17 protein-coding genes are annotated in these 17,135 nt (G+C 69.0%); 3 read left to right on the forward strand and 14 right to left on the reverse strand.

Annotation, left to right across the window (positions count from 1 at the left end):
• From NNJEOMEG_RS15805 to NNJEOMEG_RS21035, 10 genes are all read right to left on the reverse strand, one after another.
• Positions 1–578 (reverse strand): VWA domain-containing protein (locus tag NNJEOMEG_RS15805; RefSeq protein ID WP_371865504.1); only part of this gene is annotated, 578 nt, incomplete at its 3' end.
• 82 nt (positions 579–660) lie between these two features.
• Entirely contained in the window at positions 661–1,305 is a 645-nt protein-coding gene (locus tag NNJEOMEG_RS15810) for a vWA domain-containing protein (RefSeq protein WP_173086187.1), read from the reverse strand.
• Positions 1,306–1,369: 64 nt separating this feature from the next.
• Complete coding sequence (locus NNJEOMEG_RS21030; RefSeq protein ID WP_173086189.1) at positions 1,370–2,638, reverse strand: TerD family protein; 1,269 nt, start codon at positions 2,636–2,638, stop codon at positions 1,370–1,372.
• A gap of 69 nt (positions 2,639–2,707) precedes the next feature.
• On the reverse strand, positions 2,708–3,157 hold the full coding sequence (locus NNJEOMEG_RS15820) for a tellurite resistance TerB family protein (protein ID WP_173086190.1): 450 nt from the start codon (positions 3,155–3,157) through the stop codon (positions 2,708–2,710).
• 76 nt (positions 3,158–3,233) lie between these two features.
• On the reverse strand, positions 3,234–4,226 hold the full coding sequence (locus NNJEOMEG_RS15825) for a TerC/Alx family metal homeostasis membrane protein (RefSeq protein ID WP_173086193.1): 993 nt from the start codon (positions 4,224–4,226) through the stop codon (positions 3,234–3,236).
• A 66-nt stretch (positions 4,227–4,292) separates the two neighbouring features.
• On the reverse strand, positions 4,293–5,444 hold the full coding sequence (locus NNJEOMEG_RS15830) for a TerD family protein (RefSeq protein WP_173086195.1): 1,152 nt from the start codon (positions 5,442–5,444) through the stop codon (positions 4,293–4,295).
• Between the two features lie 69 nt (positions 5,445–5,513).
• Positions 5,514–6,365 (reverse strand): FHA domain-containing protein, encoded by an 852-nt coding sequence (locus tag NNJEOMEG_RS15835; protein ID WP_173086197.1) that lies wholly within the window; start codon positions 6,363–6,365, stop codon positions 5,514–5,516.
• Between the two features lie 69 nt (positions 6,366–6,434).
• A complete protein-coding gene (locus NNJEOMEG_RS15840) occupies positions 6,435–7,010 on the reverse strand; it encodes a TerD family protein (RefSeq protein WP_173086199.1) in 576 nt (191 codons plus the stop codon).
• 30 nt (positions 7,011–7,040) lie between these two features.
• Complete coding sequence (locus NNJEOMEG_RS15845) at positions 7,041–7,622, reverse strand: TerD family protein (protein ID WP_173086201.1); 582 nt, start codon at positions 7,620–7,622, stop codon at positions 7,041–7,043.
• 472 nt (positions 7,623–8,094) lie between these two features.
• Entirely contained in the window at positions 8,095–9,330 is a 1,236-nt protein-coding gene (locus NNJEOMEG_RS21035) for a PcfJ domain-containing protein (protein ID WP_173086203.1), read from the reverse strand.
• A 100-nt stretch (positions 9,331–9,430) separates the two neighbouring features.
• On the opposite strand from NNJEOMEG_RS21035, the gene NNJEOMEG_RS15855 reads away from it, so the two are divergent.
• On the forward strand, positions 9,431–10,429 hold the full coding sequence (locus NNJEOMEG_RS15855; protein ID WP_173086205.1) for a helix-turn-helix transcriptional regulator: 999 nt from the start codon (positions 9,431–9,433) through the stop codon (positions 10,427–10,429).
• Here NNJEOMEG_RS15855 and NNJEOMEG_RS15860 read toward each other — a convergent pair.
• Positions 10,409–11,605 carry a PcfJ domain-containing protein gene (locus NNJEOMEG_RS15860; RefSeq protein ID WP_173086207.1) on the reverse strand — a complete coding sequence of 399 codons (1,197 nt, stop codon included), beginning with the start codon at positions 11,603–11,605 and terminating at the stop codon, positions 10,409–10,411. The genes NNJEOMEG_RS15855 and NNJEOMEG_RS15860 overlap by 21 nt on opposite strands.
• Before the next feature lie 456 nt (positions 11,606–12,061).
• Between NNJEOMEG_RS15860 and NNJEOMEG_RS15865 the strand changes: the two genes are divergently transcribed.
• Together NNJEOMEG_RS15865 and NNJEOMEG_RS15870 are read left to right on the forward strand one after the other, a co-directional pair.
• The gene (locus tag NNJEOMEG_RS15865) at positions 12,062–12,577 is read left to right on the forward strand and encodes a GNAT family N-acetyltransferase (protein ID WP_173086209.1); all 516 of its coding nucleotides are present in this window, start codon (positions 12,062–12,064) and stop codon (positions 12,575–12,577) included.
• Between the two features lie 137 nt (positions 12,578–12,714).
• Positions 12,715–13,893 carry an MFS transporter gene (locus tag NNJEOMEG_RS15870; protein ID WP_173086211.1) on the forward strand — a complete coding sequence of 393 codons (1,179 nt, stop codon included), beginning with the start codon at positions 12,715–12,717 and terminating at the stop codon, positions 13,891–13,893.
• A 116-nt stretch (positions 13,894–14,009) separates the two neighbouring features.
• On the opposite strand, the gene larB is transcribed toward NNJEOMEG_RS15870, so the two are convergent.
• The 3 genes from larB to larC are packed head-to-tail and all read right to left on the reverse strand — an operon-like array spanning position 14,010 to position 17,098.
• Positions 14,010–14,765: a nickel pincer cofactor biosynthesis protein LarB gene (larB, locus tag NNJEOMEG_RS15875; protein ID WP_173086213.1), complete on the reverse strand. Its 756-nt coding sequence runs from the start codon at positions 14,763–14,765 to the stop codon at positions 14,010–14,012.
• 3 nt (positions 14,766–14,768) lie between these two features.
• Entirely contained in the window at positions 14,769–15,602 is an 834-nt protein-coding gene (gene larE / locus NNJEOMEG_RS15880; protein WP_173086215.1) for an ATP-dependent sacrificial sulfur transferase LarE, read from the reverse strand.
• On the reverse strand, positions 15,599–17,098 hold the full coding sequence (gene larC, locus NNJEOMEG_RS15885) for a nickel pincer cofactor biosynthesis protein LarC (RefSeq protein ID WP_173086217.1): 1,500 nt from the start codon (positions 17,096–17,098) through the stop codon (positions 15,599–15,601). Before larC ends, larE begins: the two co-directional genes overlap by 4 nt.
• Between the last annotated feature and the right edge of the window lie 37 nt (positions 17,099–17,135).

Genomic DNA, 17,135 nt, shown 5'->3' on the forward strand with positions numbered 1-17,135 from the left:
GGCCTGGCTCTCTTCAGGTCCTCGGCGGCGGCCTCCCAGGTGTCGGTGGGCTGGCCGTCGGTCATGAGAAAAATAAGGGGCTTCCAGTCGCCCTTCTGGGTGCTGGAGCTCTTTTTCACCTCCCGTTCGATGCACTCCTTCAGGAGCCGGAGCGCGGCGCCCATGGAGGTGGCCCCGTCCAGGCGCAACACGGGCTCCTGGAAATGCATGAGCTCGGAGAGCGGGGATTCCTGGCGGGCCGAGGAGCCGAACGTGATCACGGAGAGGCAGACCGTCTCGATGGCCACCGGTTCGCAGCGAAGGTCCGCCAGCAGGGACCTGATGCCCTGGCGCACCGATTCTATCTTCTCACCGGCCATGGAGCCGGAGATGTCCACCACCAGGTAGACGGGGAGTCTTCTTGCGAGTTCGTCCGACATTGCAGTGCCTCCTTGGCGGTTGAATGGCGCGTTGTCATTCCTGAAGCCGACCGTTCGGCGGAGCGTGCGCCTCGTCGGGCCGCGGCGTCGGCCCCGCCGACAACCTTGACCATCAGACGGACCGTCGTTCCGCGTTTGTCGCTTCGCATGCAATCGCACTCGATGTTCTTCGCGCCCCCCTCGGATTCCCCAGCACTGCGCAACCGGCGGGGCTCCCGCGCGCGCGGGAGCCCCGGCCTCGCTAAGGCACGATCTGAATGGTCGAGGGTGGCTGCGGAATGTTCACCGCAGCGTTGCCCTGGGTGTTCACGCTTGCCGATGTGGCCTTGATGGACGAGGACACCCACTTGAAGAAGGCCTTGAAGGTCTCGGGCTGCACCTCCTCCATGCGCACCACGATCTCCGTGATCCGCTTGAGCGGGCCGACGTCGGCGTCGGAACCGATGGCGCAGGCGACGATGTTGGCGGGCCGGGACTTCTTCAGCTCCTCCGCGGCGGACTCCCAGGAGTCGGTGGGCTGGCCGTCGGTCAGCAGGAAGATAAGGGGCTTCCAGTCTCCCTTCTGGGTGCTGGAGCTCTTCTTCACTTCCCGTTCAATGCAGTCCTTGAGGAGCCTGAGGGCTTCGCCCATGGCCGTGGTGCCATCGGCGTCCAGCGCGGGTTCCTTGAAGAGCATGAGCTCCGAAAGGGGGGTATTCTGGCGGGCCGAGGAGTCGAACGTGATCACGGAGAGGTACGCGGTTTCGATGGCCTGCGGATCGCCGCGCAGGTCCGCCAGCAGGGCCTTGATGCCCTGGCGCACTGATTCGATCTTCTCGCCGGACATGGAGCCCGAGGTGTCCACCACCAGGTAGACCGGAAGCCTTCTTCCAGGTTCGTCTGACATTGCTTTGCCTCCTTGACGGTTGATTGAAGGGTTGTTTCCCACCAGGGACTGCCGCGAGGCGGCCTCAGAGCCGTATCGGGCCGGGCGGCGGCGCGACGCCTTGGGCCGCCGCATCCACCACATGGCCCGTCACCATGATCGCACGCCGAAAACACCTCGTTCTCAGCTCGATGCGGCCATGGAGCACCGTATCGTTGAAGAATGATCCTCCCCTGACATGCAGGCGCAGTTCGCCCGTTCCGGCGGGCAGGCTCTCCGGCTCAACGCGCATCCCCGACACCGAGGCGTGGACCGTACAGGGCACCGGCAGCGTGACGCCCGCCACGAAGACGTACTCGTGTGCGCGCCCCAGAATCCCCAGGGGCAGCGACGCCGGGAGGTTCCACTCGCCCTCCTCCCCGGGGACGCCCCGCACGTTCCCGCGCACCTCCACATTCTCGAAATCCGCCCGCGCCCCGGGCAGCATCACCACGGCGCAGGCTTCGTCTCCGCGCGCGCCATCCTTCGTGACTTCAACCCGCAGATTGCGCACCGTCACGCCCTCCCCCGCCACCAGGAGCGCCGGACCGCTGGCGGTCCAGAGGGTGGCGCCCCTGCCGTCCAGAGTGCGCGGCCCGTGCAGCACGGCGGGGCCTTGCAGCTCGCGCGCGGAGGACTCGGGGCCCAGAGCCACCTCGGGGCCGGACTTCGGCCCGTCCAGGAGCGCCTGGGCCGGACTGTTCCGCGACAGGGCCCGGGCCAGCAGCTCCTCGGCTTGCGCGTCGGGGATCCCGGCCTGCGACTTCCCGCTCGATGCGTCCGGGGCCGATTCGGCGACCTCGCCGCCGAAGTGCCCTATTAGGTGCTCCAGACCCTTGCCCACGAACCCCTGCCCCACCACGCGCACCCGCCACACGTCCTTGATGTAGAGCTCCATGGCGATGAGTGCGGTCTCCCCGGCGAAATCCATCCCCGAAAACTCGTAGCGCGCGGCCTCGTGGCCCTTATGCATCAGGCGCACGTGCCCGGAGGGGATCTCCGAGATGTCCCGGCCGTCCAGGGTGATGGCGAAGGCCACCTTGCGCGCGCCGGCCGGGAGCAGGTCGAGGTCGATCTCCGCCACCTGGGAATCCCCGCCGTGAGGGCCCAGCAGGGCCACCCCGCCGCACTCGGAACAGATCTGGTTGTAGAACACGATGGCCCCGTCGGAGAGGACCCGGTCCTGCCCGTCCAGGATGAAGCAGGAAATGTCGAACGCGCCCCGGCCTCCATCGGCCTTGAAGCCCACCCGGAACTGCCGGCCCGGCAGTAGGTCGGAGAGTTTCGCCCGCTGTCCTCTGATCAAGTTCACCATGGTTTGGCCCAGTCCTGTCGTTGGTCCGGCATGTCGCGCGGTGGCGCCGCGCCAGCGTCCGATGCGCCCTTACAGGTTGAAGTCCTTGGGGTTCTGCTCCAGGGCGGCGCAGATTTCGCGGACGGCCTGTTTTTCGTTGGCGTCGAAGCAGCCGTCCGCCGTGCCGATGGCGCAGCAGACCAGAACCATGAGCCGCGCCTCTTCCGGGCGTTTCCTGAGCGGCGCGATGGCTTTAAGGCATTCGCCCTTGCCGATGAGCGGGTCGAACTGGAAGTGTCCCGCGTATTTCTCGAAGAGCGCGATGGCTTCGGCGGCGTCGAAGTGCTTGAGGGCGTCGTTGTGGCTGATGAAACCCATCATCTTGCGCTTTTCTTCCGGGGCGATGACGCCGTCGGCTGCGGCCACCATGGCGCACCCCGCGATGGCGGCCTCCAGAAAGTCCCTGTTGCGGTATTTGCGCACCTGTGTGGCAAGGGTGCCGGCGGTGTCCTTGGCCCAGGCTACGAATTTGTCGAGCATCGTCGTTCACTCCTTTCTTTTCGCGCGCAACAATGCGGGTCCGGCACGGGGCAGCGCCCGCGCCGGTTCCGCGATGTCAGTCGCCCTGGCCGCTATCGGGGGTTGTGCAGCGGTCTGCATGCTCCGCCGCAGGCAGAGGCTCCGGGAACATGTAGGAGCCGATGATGCCGAAGGCCAACAGGGTACTCACGACGGTAAGACTCACCTGGGGGGAAATATGCACGATTCCCGCGACATCCACCAGCATCTTCAGACCAATAAACACAAGTATTCCGATGACGGCCTTCTCAAGGTGGCACAGATAGCGCTTGGCGGCCGCCAGCAGGAAGTACAGGGAGCGAAGCCCCAGGATGGCGAAGATGTTGGACGTGTAGACCAGAAACGGCTTCTGCGTGACGGCGATGACCGCCGGCACGCTGTCGAAGGCGAACATCACGTCGGCTATCTCCACGCAGACCAGGCACAGGAAGAGCGGCGTGGCGTGCAGGCGGCCGTTCTCCCGGGTGAAGAAGTCGTGTCCCTTCATGAAGGGGTGGACGGGGAAGAACTTCTTGGTCCAGCGCACGGAGAAGTGGTCGGTGTAGTCTTCGATCTCGCCGTCGTCGCCGCCGGTTTCCTTCCACATCTTGTAGGCCGACCAGAGCACGAACAGGCCGAAGAAGCCCAGGACGTACTTGCCGCCGATCATCACCAGCGTGCTGCCCGCCGCCACGAAGACCAGGCGCAGCGCCAGCGCGCCCAGGATGCCATAGTAGAGCACCCGGTGCTGGAAGGCGTCCTTGATGCAGAAGGAGGAGAAGATGGCCATGATCACGAAAAGGTTGTCCACGGACAGGGACTTCTCCAGGATGTAGCCCGTGAGGAACAAGGAGGCGTCGCCCCAGCCGTGGGTGGCCCCCACGTAGCCCGAGAAGGCGAACGCGAGCAGAATCCAGAATCCGGACCACAGCGCCGCGCTGCGCACGCTCACGGCCTCGTCGCGGGTGTGGGCCTTGAGGTCCGTCCACAGCGAGAGGGCCACGATGCCCATAAAGAGCCCTGCCTCGAACAGGGAATAATCGCCGATCATCTCAACCTCCACGTCATGACGGTTGCGAAAAGGTTTCGGGCTGCGGCGCACGGTCTTTGCCGGGCGCTATTTGGACCCGGTCGTCCACGTAAAGCCGAAGCGGTAGTGCTTGTCCGCTTGTTTGTGTCCCTTGAAGTACCGTTCCTCCTTGACGATGCCGATGGAGCCCCCGGTGTTCTCGATCAGGCAGACGGCGCAGAACATGTCCGAGAACGCCGGGTTGTCGAGGCCCACCACGGTCTGGTTGCCCAGCGCGTCGGTGACGCTCACTCGGGCCTCCACGTCGGAGAACCGGGCCGTGCCCTCGTAGATGAAGGCGAACACGAGCACCCGTTTGATGAGGTCCGGGCGCATGATCACCAGGTTCTCACCGTCGTCGGAGGCCCCGCTGCGGTCGTCCTTGTCCAGGCGGATGTAGGGGGTGTCGCTCACGCTGCCGAAGGAGTCGCCCAGAGCCTGGATCACGTCGGTCCAGCCGTCCTGCATCTCCACCATGCAGCCCAGGTCCAGGTCCGCCTCTTTGGCTTTGGCGCCGAAAATGCCACGTTTCACGGCCTTGCGTGTCCAGTTCAGATTCACGCGGATGGGTTGGGGGCTTCCCGGTTTCTCCAGGGACACGGTGCGGCGATCCCCGCGTTTTTCCAGGACCACTTTGGCCGGAGCGGGTTCAGGGGAAGGGGAAGGCGTCCGGGATTTGAGCTCCTCGCCACCGAAGTGAGCCAGCAGCGCCCCGAGTCCGCCGCTGAAGCCCTGGCCAACCGCCGCCACGCGCCAGACATCCTTGAAATACACCTCCAAAAGGATGATGGCCTTCTCCTGGGCGAAGTCCTCTCCGGACAGCTCGAAGCGCGCGAACTCCTCGTTGCCCGCGAGCAGGCGCACACAACCGGCGGAAAGCCGGCTCATCACGCCTGGGCCGTCCACCGCGGCGGCGAACACCAGCCTGCGCACGCCCTGGGGCAGCCGGGCCAGGTCCAGCGCGAAGCGCTCCGCATCCCCGGAGGCCGGGCCGAGCATCCTGATCGCCCCTTCGGGCGAGGCGGGCTGGTTGTAGAAGATAAAGTAACGGTCGTCCGAGAGCCGTCCGTCCTGGTCCACGCCGAAACAGCTCACGTCGGCGCCGCCCTGGCCCCGGAAGTCCAGGGATACCCCCACCTGGAACTCTTGCGTGTTCGCAAGCTCCGCCAGTCTGGCCTTTTGTCCCCGAGTCAGTCTCATGTCCTCTCCTTGCGTCGCGCGACCGCACCGCGCCTGGCCGCACTCATCCCCCGCGCGGCGCCACCCGCTCTAGGGCGCGGACGCCGTGGGCAGGCTCTCGCGCACCAGATACTCCACGTTGCCGACCTGGCCCCTGCTGCCGTTCTGGAGATCACGGCTCAGCCGGTTGATGCGGTCCTCCAGCACGATGCGCGCCCCCCGCACCTCCAGACGGGCCGCCTCCTCGGGGTAGCCCATGCCATCGGCCAGAACGATGTCGACCGCCCTGCCCGCGCCGAACACAATGGGCTTGTCGCCCAGGGCCACCACCCGGCGCACGCGCTTCCGCAGGGTGACGCCCTCCGAGACCGGCAGCGCCTCGTATTCCAGCCAGGCTTTGCGGAACACCACCTCGACAAGGGCCACGCACACCCCGATGGCCAGCCCCTGGACCGCCAGTCCCGCCACCAGGCTATGGCCCAGCAGGTACATGACCGAGCACCCCGCCAGACCGCCCGCCGCGCCGCCCAGCGCCGCGTGCCCGCGCTTGAGGTTGGGCACGCTGGCCGCCACGGCCCAGCCCGCGAGCGCTCCGGCGATCACCCAGCCGAAGAACCGGCCGTAATCCGAGCCCAGCCCCAGAACTCCCGAGGTGAAGAAGCCCGAATGGTAGGCAATGAACCCCGCCAGAGCGCCACCGGGCAGCGTGACGGCCGCGCAACGGGCCAGAGGCCCCCAGGGCAGGCCCGCGCGTCCCTGGTAGCGATGCTGAGCCCAGACGATGGCCCCCGCGGCCATCACGCAGACCAGACACACCCCGACGATCCACGTGAGCGCCGCTCCGCGGGGCTCCAGCAGATGGTAGGCCATGCCCGCGAGCAGGCCGCCCGCACCGCCCGCCAGGCCGAAGCGCACCCATTTGCTCTGGTGCATGTTGCGCATGACGCTTCCCCCTGTCCCTTACGGGAATTCGCCCCGCCCGGGATCTTTCCCGGGCGGGCGGGCCTTCCGCTAGACTTTAACCCCGAAGTTCCTGGCCAGGGGCCCCAGGCCGCCGTCGTAACCCTGCCCCACGGCCCGGAACTTCCACTCCCCGCCGTGGCGGTAGACCTCGCCGAAGGTCATGGCCGTGTTGGTGCTGGCGTCCTCGGAGAGGTCGAACCGGGCGATCTCCTTGTCGGACTTGCGGTCCACGATGCGGATGTAGGCCCCGGAGACCATGCCGAAGTTCTGCCTGCGCGAATCGGCCTCGTGGATGGTCACGGTGAAGGCCAGCTTGGCGATTCCGAAGGGGACCTTGCTCAGGTCCACCACGATCGACTCGTCGTCGCCCTCGCCTTCGCCGGTGAGGTTGTCCCCGGTGTGCTCCACGGAGCCGCAGTCGCTCTTGAGCTTGTTGTAGAAGATGAATCCGTGGTCACCCAGAACCTTGCCCGTTTCGCCCAGCATGAAGCAGCTGGCGTCCAGGTCGAAGTCGGCCCCGTCCGTGGCCCTGGCGTCCCAGCCCAGGCCCACCAGGATCGACTCTATGCCCGGGGCTTCCTTGGAAAGCGAGACGTTGCCGCCCTTAACAAGAGATACCGCCATGACACATTCTCCTTGCGCTTGAGGTTTCCGCTACAGATGCGCCCGCATGCCCGGGACCAGCTCCTGGATCGTCTGCCCGGAGGCCGGCTCGCCGATGGCGTGCATCTTCCACTCTCCGTTGTGGCGGTAGACCTTGGCCATGATCATGGCGGTGTGCCTGCCGCCCCCGCTCAGCTGGTAGCGTGCGATTTCCTGCTCGTTGGAGGCGTCGACCATGCGGCAGTATGCGTTCTCCACCTCGTCGAAGGTCTGCCCCCGGAAGCTGTTGACCGTGAACACCAACGACTTCACGCCCGACGGGACGGCGGAGAGGTCCACGATGACCTGTTCGTCGTCGCCCTCGCCTTCGCCGGTGAGGTTGTCCCCGGTGTGCACGATGCTCCCGTCCTTGCTCTTGAGCTGCCTGAACCAGACCACGTCCACCGGGTCTCCCGCCGCGTCGAACAGGGCGCAGGAGGCGTCCAGATCGATGGCCGCCGGGCTCTTCAGGAAGCCGAAGATCCCCTTTTTCTTGGCTGCGTCCCATCCCAGGCCCATGATCACGCGCGTGAGGCCGGGCCGGGCCTCCTTGGCGAGCGAGATTTTCTGTCCCTTGACCAGACTGACTGCCATGCGATCCTCCTGGATGGTTGGGCGGAACGCCGCCCTTTTGACGTTACCCTTGCCTTGCGATCACACCGACGGACACCGGGGGGGAGATTGTCCCTGCCTGTCTGTTTTCCTTCGCGCTCGCGGAACGATACGCCGCCCCCCGGCACGGGGCGCACGCACCCCGACGCTTTGCGACGTGGGACGACAGCCTGCTGTTCGTTTTTACTGGACTGGGGGAGAGGTGGCGGAAAGACGCGGGGAAGGGAGCACAAGCCGGACACAACAGGTCATATTCATACGACAAACTCCGGATAGGCGACGGCTGAAACCAGTCGATGCTCAACACGCGAAACAACGACGCTGTTCTTCGACACATTACCTTTAGAAAACCTTAGCCATCTTAACAAGCATTCCAAAACCCTCCTTTCCTTGGTAGGGTTACACGAAGATTGTTCGGCCAACATGCTTCTGCCGACCGACATCGACAGCAACGCTACGCCTTCGTCGTTCCAGATTCCCGAACTCCGGCGCGCCGCGCCCGGTCGAGCCAGGCCCATGCCTCGCCGACCGCGTGATCCGAGGGCAGCACGTTGCCCGCCAGGCGCATCTCCCCCAACCTCCAGCCTGCCCCGGCGCGCTCGATGCGCACGGTGGCGCGCTGTGGCGCGACCATCCTGTAGACGTAGGCGCGCCCGGCCAGCACGTCCTCCAGGTGGGAGAATACGCAGTGGCGCATGGCGCGCCCTTCAGCATGCAGTTGCGCCGCGCCTGTCACGGGGAGGATGTCCGCCGTTCCCGCCACCGGAGGCGGGGGATAGGCCAGGGCCGTGCGGCCCAGGATGTCGCCCACATCCAGGGCGTGGACCTGCCCGGTCCAGCGGTCGTGAAGGCGTCGCAGCCTGGAGAGGTCCGGGCATTGGCGCAGGGCGCGCTCGGGATGCTCGATCCCAAGGCGCGCGCCCAGGCGCAGGGCGTCCTGGACGTACTCCCGGATGCGTTCCAGCGCCTGCCGGTCCGGCGTTTCCCGTGCAAGGGCTTCCCGGAAGAGGGGCGAGGCCATGAGCCTGGGCGTGCCCATCAACGCGTCGGAAACCATGCGCAGGGCAGGCCAGGAGACGGCCGGAAGGTGCGCGGCGTGCTCCAGAAACCCGGGCCGGTGCAGCAGGGCGCGCAAGGTCAGGAAGTCCTCCAGGAAATAGGCCATGCCCCGGAGCCTGCGCAGCAGCGTGACGCCGCGCGCGTCGCACCCCGGCAAAAGCGCACGGCAGAGCGCCTTGTGGGACAACTTCAGGAGCCCCGCGATCTCGTCGCTGGCGTAGGGCCGCTCCGCAATGCCCACGCCCAGTATCCACAGGAGCGCCGGGCAGGTGCTCCACAACTGGCGTGCGGCCTCGTGGCAGCCCAGCAGGGCCAGGCAGGGGTACTGCCCATGGGCGATACCCCGCGCGGTCTGCACGGCCTCGGGCGGAAGTTCCGAAAGAAAGGCGCGCAGCCCCGTCAGGGCGTGGGCCCGTCCCGGAGGCGCGTCCAGAAGCGCATGGGGCAGCCGGTGGCCCTGGTCCACAAGCCCCCCGGGAGTGCGGCGAAACACGCGCATCCCCCGCACGGGCGGCTCCACCAGCAGGCGCAAGGGTTCGCGCTCTCCGCGCTCGCGAAGCGTCAGCGCAAGAGTTCCGGTCAGGGGGTGAAAGTCCCCCTCCGCCACGGTGAATCCCTTCTTGCCCTTCATGCCCACGGCCTCCCCGCCGTACGTTGCCTCCCCCACCTGGACGGACGGCCGCCGGTACGGTTATCGTCGCCCCGCCGGTCTTCGGTCAGGAGAATTCCCCATGCCGCCCAAACAAGACGACGCTACCCCGGGCCAGAAGGCTCTGGCGCTCTATTCGCTGCTGCTCTTCACGGGCAAGGCCTACACCCTCTCGCAGCTGGCCCGGGAGCTCTCCTGCTCCAAACAGACGGTGCTGCGACTGATCAGCGCCATCGAGCAACGCTGGAACGTCCTGGAAACAGGGCGTACGGGGCGCGAGAACTGGTACCGTTTCCGCTCGCCCGGGCGCCCGCCGCGCCTGCCCGTCACGCCCGGCCAGCTCCAGAGCCTGGTGATGTGCCGCGACATGGTGAGCCACATGGTGCCCGAGGCCGTGCGGGAACAGATCGACGGCGCGCTGGCCGCCGCCGGAACCCTCCTGCCCGACTACGGGGAGCGCGCCCAGGCCTTCGAGAGCCGCGTGCGCGCCGAGTGCAAGGGCCGCATCGACTATTCCGGCCACGCCGCCCTGCTGGAGAGCGCACGCAAGGCCATCGAGGAGCGCGCCGTCTGCCGCATACGCTACACCGGCGTGGGGCGCAGCGAGCCGCGTGAACACCTCTTCGCGCCCCTTGAGTGCGTCTCCTACCGGGAATCCTTGTACCTTCACGGCCTGAAACTCAGCGACGACGCCCCCTCCAGGACGGTCGGCCCCATGCTCCTGGCCCTGCAACGCCTCTCGTCGCTGGAGCCCACCGGACAGCGCCACGCCCACCCCGCCCCTGCCCAAGGCGGCTCCGGCTTCGGCATTATGCGCCAGGAACCCCTGCGCGCCGTGGTGGTCTTCGACCGACTGGCCGCCACCTACGTGCGCGAGCGCATCTGGAGCGAGGACCAGGAACTGGAAACGCTCCCCGACGGGGGCGTGCGCCTGGGCTTCACGGCCGGGAGCGCCGCCGAAGCCCTTTCCTGGGTTCTGAGCTTCGGGGCCAGGGCCAGGGTGGAAGCCCCCGGTGAATTTCAAGAAGCCGTACGCGCCGAACTGACGGCCATGGCCGCGCTATACCCCCCCGGCGCGTAGGCGCTCCCGGGCCCCGGCCATCCAGCGGCGTACCCGGGCCTGCGTTTCGGCCGAGGCCTCCCGGTTGCACGAAAGCTTGAGCTGTCCCAACCGGCACTTCCCGTCCTCCAGGATCACCACCTCCAGGGTGGCCCGCTGAGGGGCCAGCACCCTGTAGATGGCGCAGGCCCCCCACAGCACGCGCTCCACGTAGCTGGCCACACAATGGCGCATGGCCTCGCCCTCATCGAAGAGTTCGCCCACCGTGGCCACGGGCACGATGTCCGCGTCGCCCGGGAGCGGCGGCGGCGGGAACGGTCCCGGGTAGCGGGCTTCCACCTCGGCCCTGCGCTTGCGCGAGAGGGTGCGCGCCAGGGAGTCGTGGTAGGCTTCCACGGCCTCCAGGTCCGGAAGGCGCTCGATACGGCTTTCGGGCGCCGGCAGGCGCATCACCCGCGCCAAGCGGCGGATGTCCTGCAGGAGTTCGCGCAGCCTTGAGGTTTCGCGCGCGGCGTTGCGCTCCTGCGCGGCGGATAAAAGGTTCTGCACGCAGCGGCAGTTCAGCAGCCTGGGCTCTCGGCCCACCACCTTCAGGGCCTGCCAGTCCACGCGCGGCAGGTGGCGCAGGCGCGTCCAGAGGTCGGAACCGAAGAGGCGGCGCAGCAGGTCCATGTCCGAGGGCTCGTAGGAGGGGTTGCGCAGCTTGCGCAGCAAACGCGCCATGGATTCCGAACCGCTGCCCAGGGCCAGGGCCAGGATGTCGCGCCGCCGCAGGTGCGCAAGCCCCTTCAGGCGTTCGGCCGGTCGCCCTTCGGGCAGGCAGTCGGAGAGGAGCCAGAAGACGTGCGGATCGTCGCGGGCCAGGTCCTGCATCCGGGGGGCGGCGCGCAACACCCGCAACAGGCGCGTTTGGCCGTAACGGAACGGCCGCGCGACCTCCAGAGCCCAAACCGGCACGCCCTCCGTGAACCGTCGGACGGGGTGCGAGGCCCCGCCCGTCCAATCCGGGCAGGCCAAAGGGATGTCGAAGGCGTAGTGGTCCGGCCGCCAGCCCGACGGCCCGAGGTGTTCCACCGCAAGCCCGTCGTCCCATGAGCGCAGACGCACCACGCCTTCGTCTTCACCGTAGACCGGGCGCAGGTCCACCAGCAACGCGCCGGAGGAGTCCAGGGAGCAGATGCATTCATCGAGAATCATGGGGCACCTTTGCGAGAACGTGTCCCCCCCTTTCTGCACCCAGGACGTTCCAATTTTCGGAACGGCCCGTATTCCTCACCCGGCCCGAGAAGCTCCGGAAGGTCCGCGCCGCCTTCGAAAAGGCCAAAGCCGGTCCCTGAGACTCCACCGGCGCTTGACGGCCGGGACTTGCGGGGGTAGCGCAGCCCCACATCCGACGACATTCCCACGAGGACTGTTTGCGTACTTCCCACACGGACCTTGCGGCGCGGGTTGCCGGCGAAAGCCGAGGACGCTAGCCCCAGGCCGATGGCCTTCCTCCCGGAAGGCCGCACCACCTGCGGAAACGCGTTACGCCAGAGCGCACCTGCCAGGACCCTCCCGGCAGGCCGCTTAGCGCTTTGCCCGGCGACCCTCCCTGCGTGCACCCCCCGGCCACCGGCCGGCCCCGGAAACCCAGCGCACAAGGAGCGCCCCATGACCATCCGTGACGAACGCCCCGGCGACGCCCCCGGCATCGCCAAGATCCACTACGCCGCCTTCAAGGGACATCCCGTCCACCCGCCCGGCGCGGAGCCTGTCGAACACCTCATCGTGGAGCGCCTGCGCGCGGCCCGCGCCCTCCGCGTCTCCCTTCTGGCCGAGGAGGACGGCCTGCCCGCCGGGCACGTCGCCCTCTCGCCCGCGTCGGTGGGTCGGGAGCGCGAAGGCTGGCTTCTGCTGGGCCCCGTGGGCGTCGTGCCCGATCTCCAGGGCCTGGGCATCGGCTCCGCCCTGGTGCGCGCGGCGCTCGCCCGCGCCGAGGCCCTGGGCGCGCGCGGCGTGGCGCTGGTGGGCGAGCCCGGGTACTACGCCCGCTTCGGGTTCGCGACAGCGCCAGGACTGACCTACCCCGGCGTGCCCGCCCCCTACGTGCTGGCCGTGGCGCTGCGCGGCGACCCGCCCCGGGGCGACATCGCCGCCCACGAAGCCTTCTCCGTGACGCCCGGCTAGACGCCCGCCCCAACCCCGGCGGCCCGGTCCGGACGGACAGGGCCGCCGGGCCTTGGCAAAACGGGCCTCGAAGGCCTTGCCCTGCCGGGCCGCATGCCCCAGAAGGGAACGATCGCACCCCAACCCGGAAACCCCTCATGCCGGACCACGCCACACCCGCCCCGCGCCGCACGCTCCTGGCCGCCTGCCTGGCGCACCTGGCGCACGACGGCTTCACGGACATGCTCTACGTTTTCTTCCCGGTCTGGCAGGGTGTCTTCGCCCTGAGCTACGCCCAGGTGGGGCTCATGAAGTCACTCTATTCGGGAACACTGGCCCTGTGCCAGATCCCCGCCGGGATGCTGGCGGGACGCCTGGGTCCGTGCCGACTCCTGGTGGTCGGCACGCTGCTGGCCAGCGCCGCGCTCTTTCTGGCCGGCACGGCGGATACGGCCGTGGCGCTGGGAGGGTTGCTGGCCCTGGGCGGCGTGGGGGCCAGCGTGCAACACCCCCTGGCCTCGGCGGCCATCGCACAGGCCTATGCGGGACAGGGCTCCCGGGTGGCCCTCTCCACCTACAACTTCGTCGGGGACATGGGGAAACTCCTGCTTCCGGCGGCAGCGGGGATTCTGCTGGCGCGCATGGACTGGCAGAACGCCCTCCAGGCGCTCTCCCTCGCAGGTGTGGCCACGGGCCTGGCCCTGCCTTTCCTTTTCGGCCGACCGGCGCGGGGCGTCGCGCCCGACGTCCGGGAAGCGCAAGCCCCGTCAACCCGGATGCGCGACCTCATCACACCCGGCTTCGTCGCGCTCAACGCCATCGGCGTGCTGGACAGCGCCACGCGCATGGGCCTGCTCACCTTCCTGCCCTTTCTCCTGCGCGAGAAGGGGGCGGACATGAACCTGCTGGGCATTGCTTTGGGGCTGGTTTTCGCGGGGGGCTGCGCGGGCAAGCTCGTCTGCGGCGTGGTGGCTTCCCGCGCGGGCGTGCTGCGCTCCATCATCGTCACCGAGGCCTGCACGGCCCCGTTCATCCTGGCCCTGCCCCCGCTGCCCCTTTGGGGGGCGCTGTGCCTGTGCCCGATCCTGGGGATGGCGCTCAACGGCACGTCCTCGGCGCTCTACGGCAGCGTGCCGGAGCTGATCCCCCGGGAGCGGCGCGGCCAGGCGTTCGCGGTCTACTACACGGCGGCCATCGGCGCTGGCGCGGCGGCGCCCTATTGCTACGGCATGCTCTCCGACGCCCTGGGCCTGCAGCCGGCCCTTCAGGCCACAGGCCTCACCGTGCTGGCCGCCATCCCCCTCACCCTGCCCCTGCGAGGCAGGCTCTCCGCCTGACGCGGCACGCCCGCCGCGCCCAGGGGCCGATCCGACTGGCGTCCGACGGGGATTTCACGCCGCCATGAGGACGGGAGAGCAGCCCATTGCCGGACCGCCTTGGATTCGGCGGGCGCTCAGTCCGGGAAGAGATTGTTGATGCGGCAGGCGGCGCAGGCCGCGCCGAAGCCGTTGTCGATGTTTACCACCGTCACCCCGCTGGCGCAGGATGTGAGCATGCCCAGGAGCGCCGTGAACCCCTTGAGCGAGGCCCCGTAGCCCACCGAGGTGGGCACGGCCACCACGGGCTGCGGCACCAGGCCGCCCACCACGCTGGCCAGCGCCCCCTCCATGCCCGCCGCCACGATGACCACCCGCGCCTTGCGAATGGCTTCGAGGCGGTCCAGCAGGCGGTGGATGCCCGCCACGCCCACGTCCGAGACCACGAAGGCCCGGCTGCCCAGCATCTCGCAGGTGACGCGGGCCTCCTCGGCCACGGGCAGGTCCGACGTGCCCGCCGTGACGATGGCGATCTCGCCCGCGCGCCAGGAGGGCTCGGCCCGGCGCAGGGTCAGGGTGCGCCCGGCGGGGTTGTACTGCGCCTCGGGGCACAGCGAGAGCACGTGCCCGGCCGTTTCGGGCGTGACCCGCGTGGCCAGCACGTCCGCCAGGCCGCGCAGGCGCGAGAAGATGTCCCCCACCTGAGCGGGGGTCTTGCCCTCGGCGTAGACCACCTCGGGGAAGCCGTTGCGCAGGGAGCGGTGCAGGTCGAACTTGGTGTGCCCCAGGTCCATGAAGGGCAGGTCCCGCAGGCGCTCCACCCCTTCCTCGATGTCCAGGTTGCCGTCCCGGATGCCGGTCAGCAGCCGTCTCAGGCTGTCTTGCGAATCCATGCGCTATGCCTTCTCCGCCTGGGCGGCGTTCTTGTTGAGGCTTCCGGTGCGGTAGCCCGCCAGGTCCACGCAGACGTGGGCGAACCCCAGGGCCTTGAGCCTGGCGTCCACCCCGTGGCGGGCCTCGGCCTCCAGCAGCTCGCCCACCCGCTCGCGCGGGACCTCGATGCGCGCCGCGTCGCCGTGGCAGCGCACCCGCACGGCCGGGAAGCCCACTTCGCGCAGGAAGTCCTCGGCCTGGTCGATGCGCCGCAGCTGGGCCTCCTCCACGCGGACGCCGTGGGGCAGGCGCGTGAGCAGGCAGGCCCCGGCCGGGCGGTCCCACACCGCCAGCCCCTGGGCGCGGGCCAGTTCCCGCAGGTCCTCTTTGCCCAGCCCGGCGGCCAGGAGCGGACTCTCCACGTTCAGCTCGCGCACGGCGCGCAGGCCGGGGCGGTGGTCGCCCAGGTCGTCCCGGTTGGTGCCGTCCAGGACGCGGCGCAGGCCTTCGCGCGCCGCCGTGCGGACCACCAGCCCGAAGAGCCGCCGCTTGCAGAGGTAGCAGCGCTCGGGGGGGTTGTCCCGGATGTCCTCGGGCACGGGCGTCTTGAGCACCAGATGGCGCACGCCCATGCCCCTGGCGGCCGCGCGGGCCTCCCGCACCTCGCCCTCGGGCGTGTAGGGGGTCTCCAGGGTCACGGCCAGGAGGCCGTCCCCCAGGGCTTTGCGCGCGGCGTGCAGCAAGAACGTGCTGTCCAGGCCGCCCGAGAAGGCCACGGCCGCCGGGCCGCCCGCGCGCAAGATCGCGTCCAGACGCTCCAGGCGCTGGTCGGGAGAGAGGGAGGGCGCGGCGCTCACGGCTTCCCCCGTCCGGCAAGGGCGGCGTGCACGGCGGCGTAGACCTCGGCCAGGGGCACGCCGTGGCGGCGGGCCAGCTCCCGGCAGTCCTCCAGTTCGGGCTTGGAGCGCAGCACCTTGCCGTCCAACAGGGCGTTCTTGAGGGTCACGGGGCCGAGGGGGGTCTCCAGGGTCTCGAAGGAGACGGCCAGCACGGTCTTCTCCAGGGGGAAGCTCTTCACGCCCAGGGTGGTGGTGTGCCGGAAGATGAGCTCCTTGAAGCGCTCCTCGTCGGCCTGGGCGCACAGGAGCGACACGCACGTGGCCGGGCGGTTTTTCTTCATCTGGATGGGCGCGAAGTGGACGTCCATGGCCCCCTGCTCCATGAGCAGGTCCATGGCCACGCCCAGGGCCTCGCCGGTCATGTCGTCGATGTTGCACTGGAGCAGGCGCGCGGCCTGCACGGGGTTGCGCGGGGCGGGGGCCTCGGCCCGGGCCAGGTGCACGCGCAGCACGTTGGGGATGTCTGCCTCGCGGTGGCCTATGCCGTAGGCGGTCTTCTCCACGGCTATGGCCGGGGAGGCCGTGAAGCGCGAGGCCAGGGACGCCACGATGGCCGCGCCCGTGGGGGTGGTGGCCTCGTGCCGGGCCGCGCCCCGCGTGGTGGGCACGCCCCGGAGGATCTCCGCCGTGGCCGGGGCGGGCACGGGCATCAGGCCGTGGGCGCAGCGCACGAAGCCCCCGCCAAGCTCCACGGGGGCGGCCCACACCGCGTCCACGCCCAGGGCGTGGAAGCACACGGCCGCGCCCACGATGTCCACCAGGGAATCGGTGGCCCCCACCTCGTGGAAGTGCACCTCCTCCAGGGGCTTGCCGTGCACCGTGGCCTCGGCCTCGGCCACCCTGCGGAAGATGTCCAGGCTGGTCCGCTTCACGGCCTCGGAGAGCCCGCTGGCGCGGATGATGGCCTCCACGGCCGCCAGATTGCGGTGCGGGGCGTGGCCCGGGACCGCCCCTGCATGACATTTCGTATGACTAACAGTGTCACGTAGCGTTGACGGCGCGTTGCGGGCGTGGCCGTGAGCGGGCTCGCGCTCCGGCGCGCGCCCCTGATCGACCCCGGGGTCATGGGGAACCCCATGCCCCGGCGCGTGCTTGCGCGTGCCACAGCCGAAGGGAGCGTGGGCGTGCCCGATCTCGTGCCCATGGGCGTGCTGGTGCTCGTCCCGGCCCTGGCCGTGCTCGTGCTCATGGCCGTGGTGGTGCTCATGGTCGTGCCGGTCGTGATCGTTCCCGTTGGCGTGGCCGTGCCCGTGCTCCGCGAGCACCACGTCCACGCGCACGCCGTGGATGCCGTGGCGGGAGTCCCTGCCCACGCGCAGTTCGAACTCGTGGTCCAGGCCCAGCTTGGAGAGTTCGGCGCGCAGGTGGTCCGGGTCCACGCCCAGGCCGATCATGGCCGCCAGGTTCATGTCGCCGCTTAAGCCCGCGAAGCAGTCGTAATAGAGTATGTTCATCGGGTGCTGCGCTCGCGCGCGGTCGGTGGTTGCGGTG

This window comes from Fundidesulfovibrio magnetotacticus, from assembly GCF_013019105.1.
GTDB lineage: Bacteria > Desulfobacterota > Desulfovibrionia > Desulfovibrionales > Desulfovibrionaceae > Fundidesulfovibrio > Fundidesulfovibrio magnetotacticus.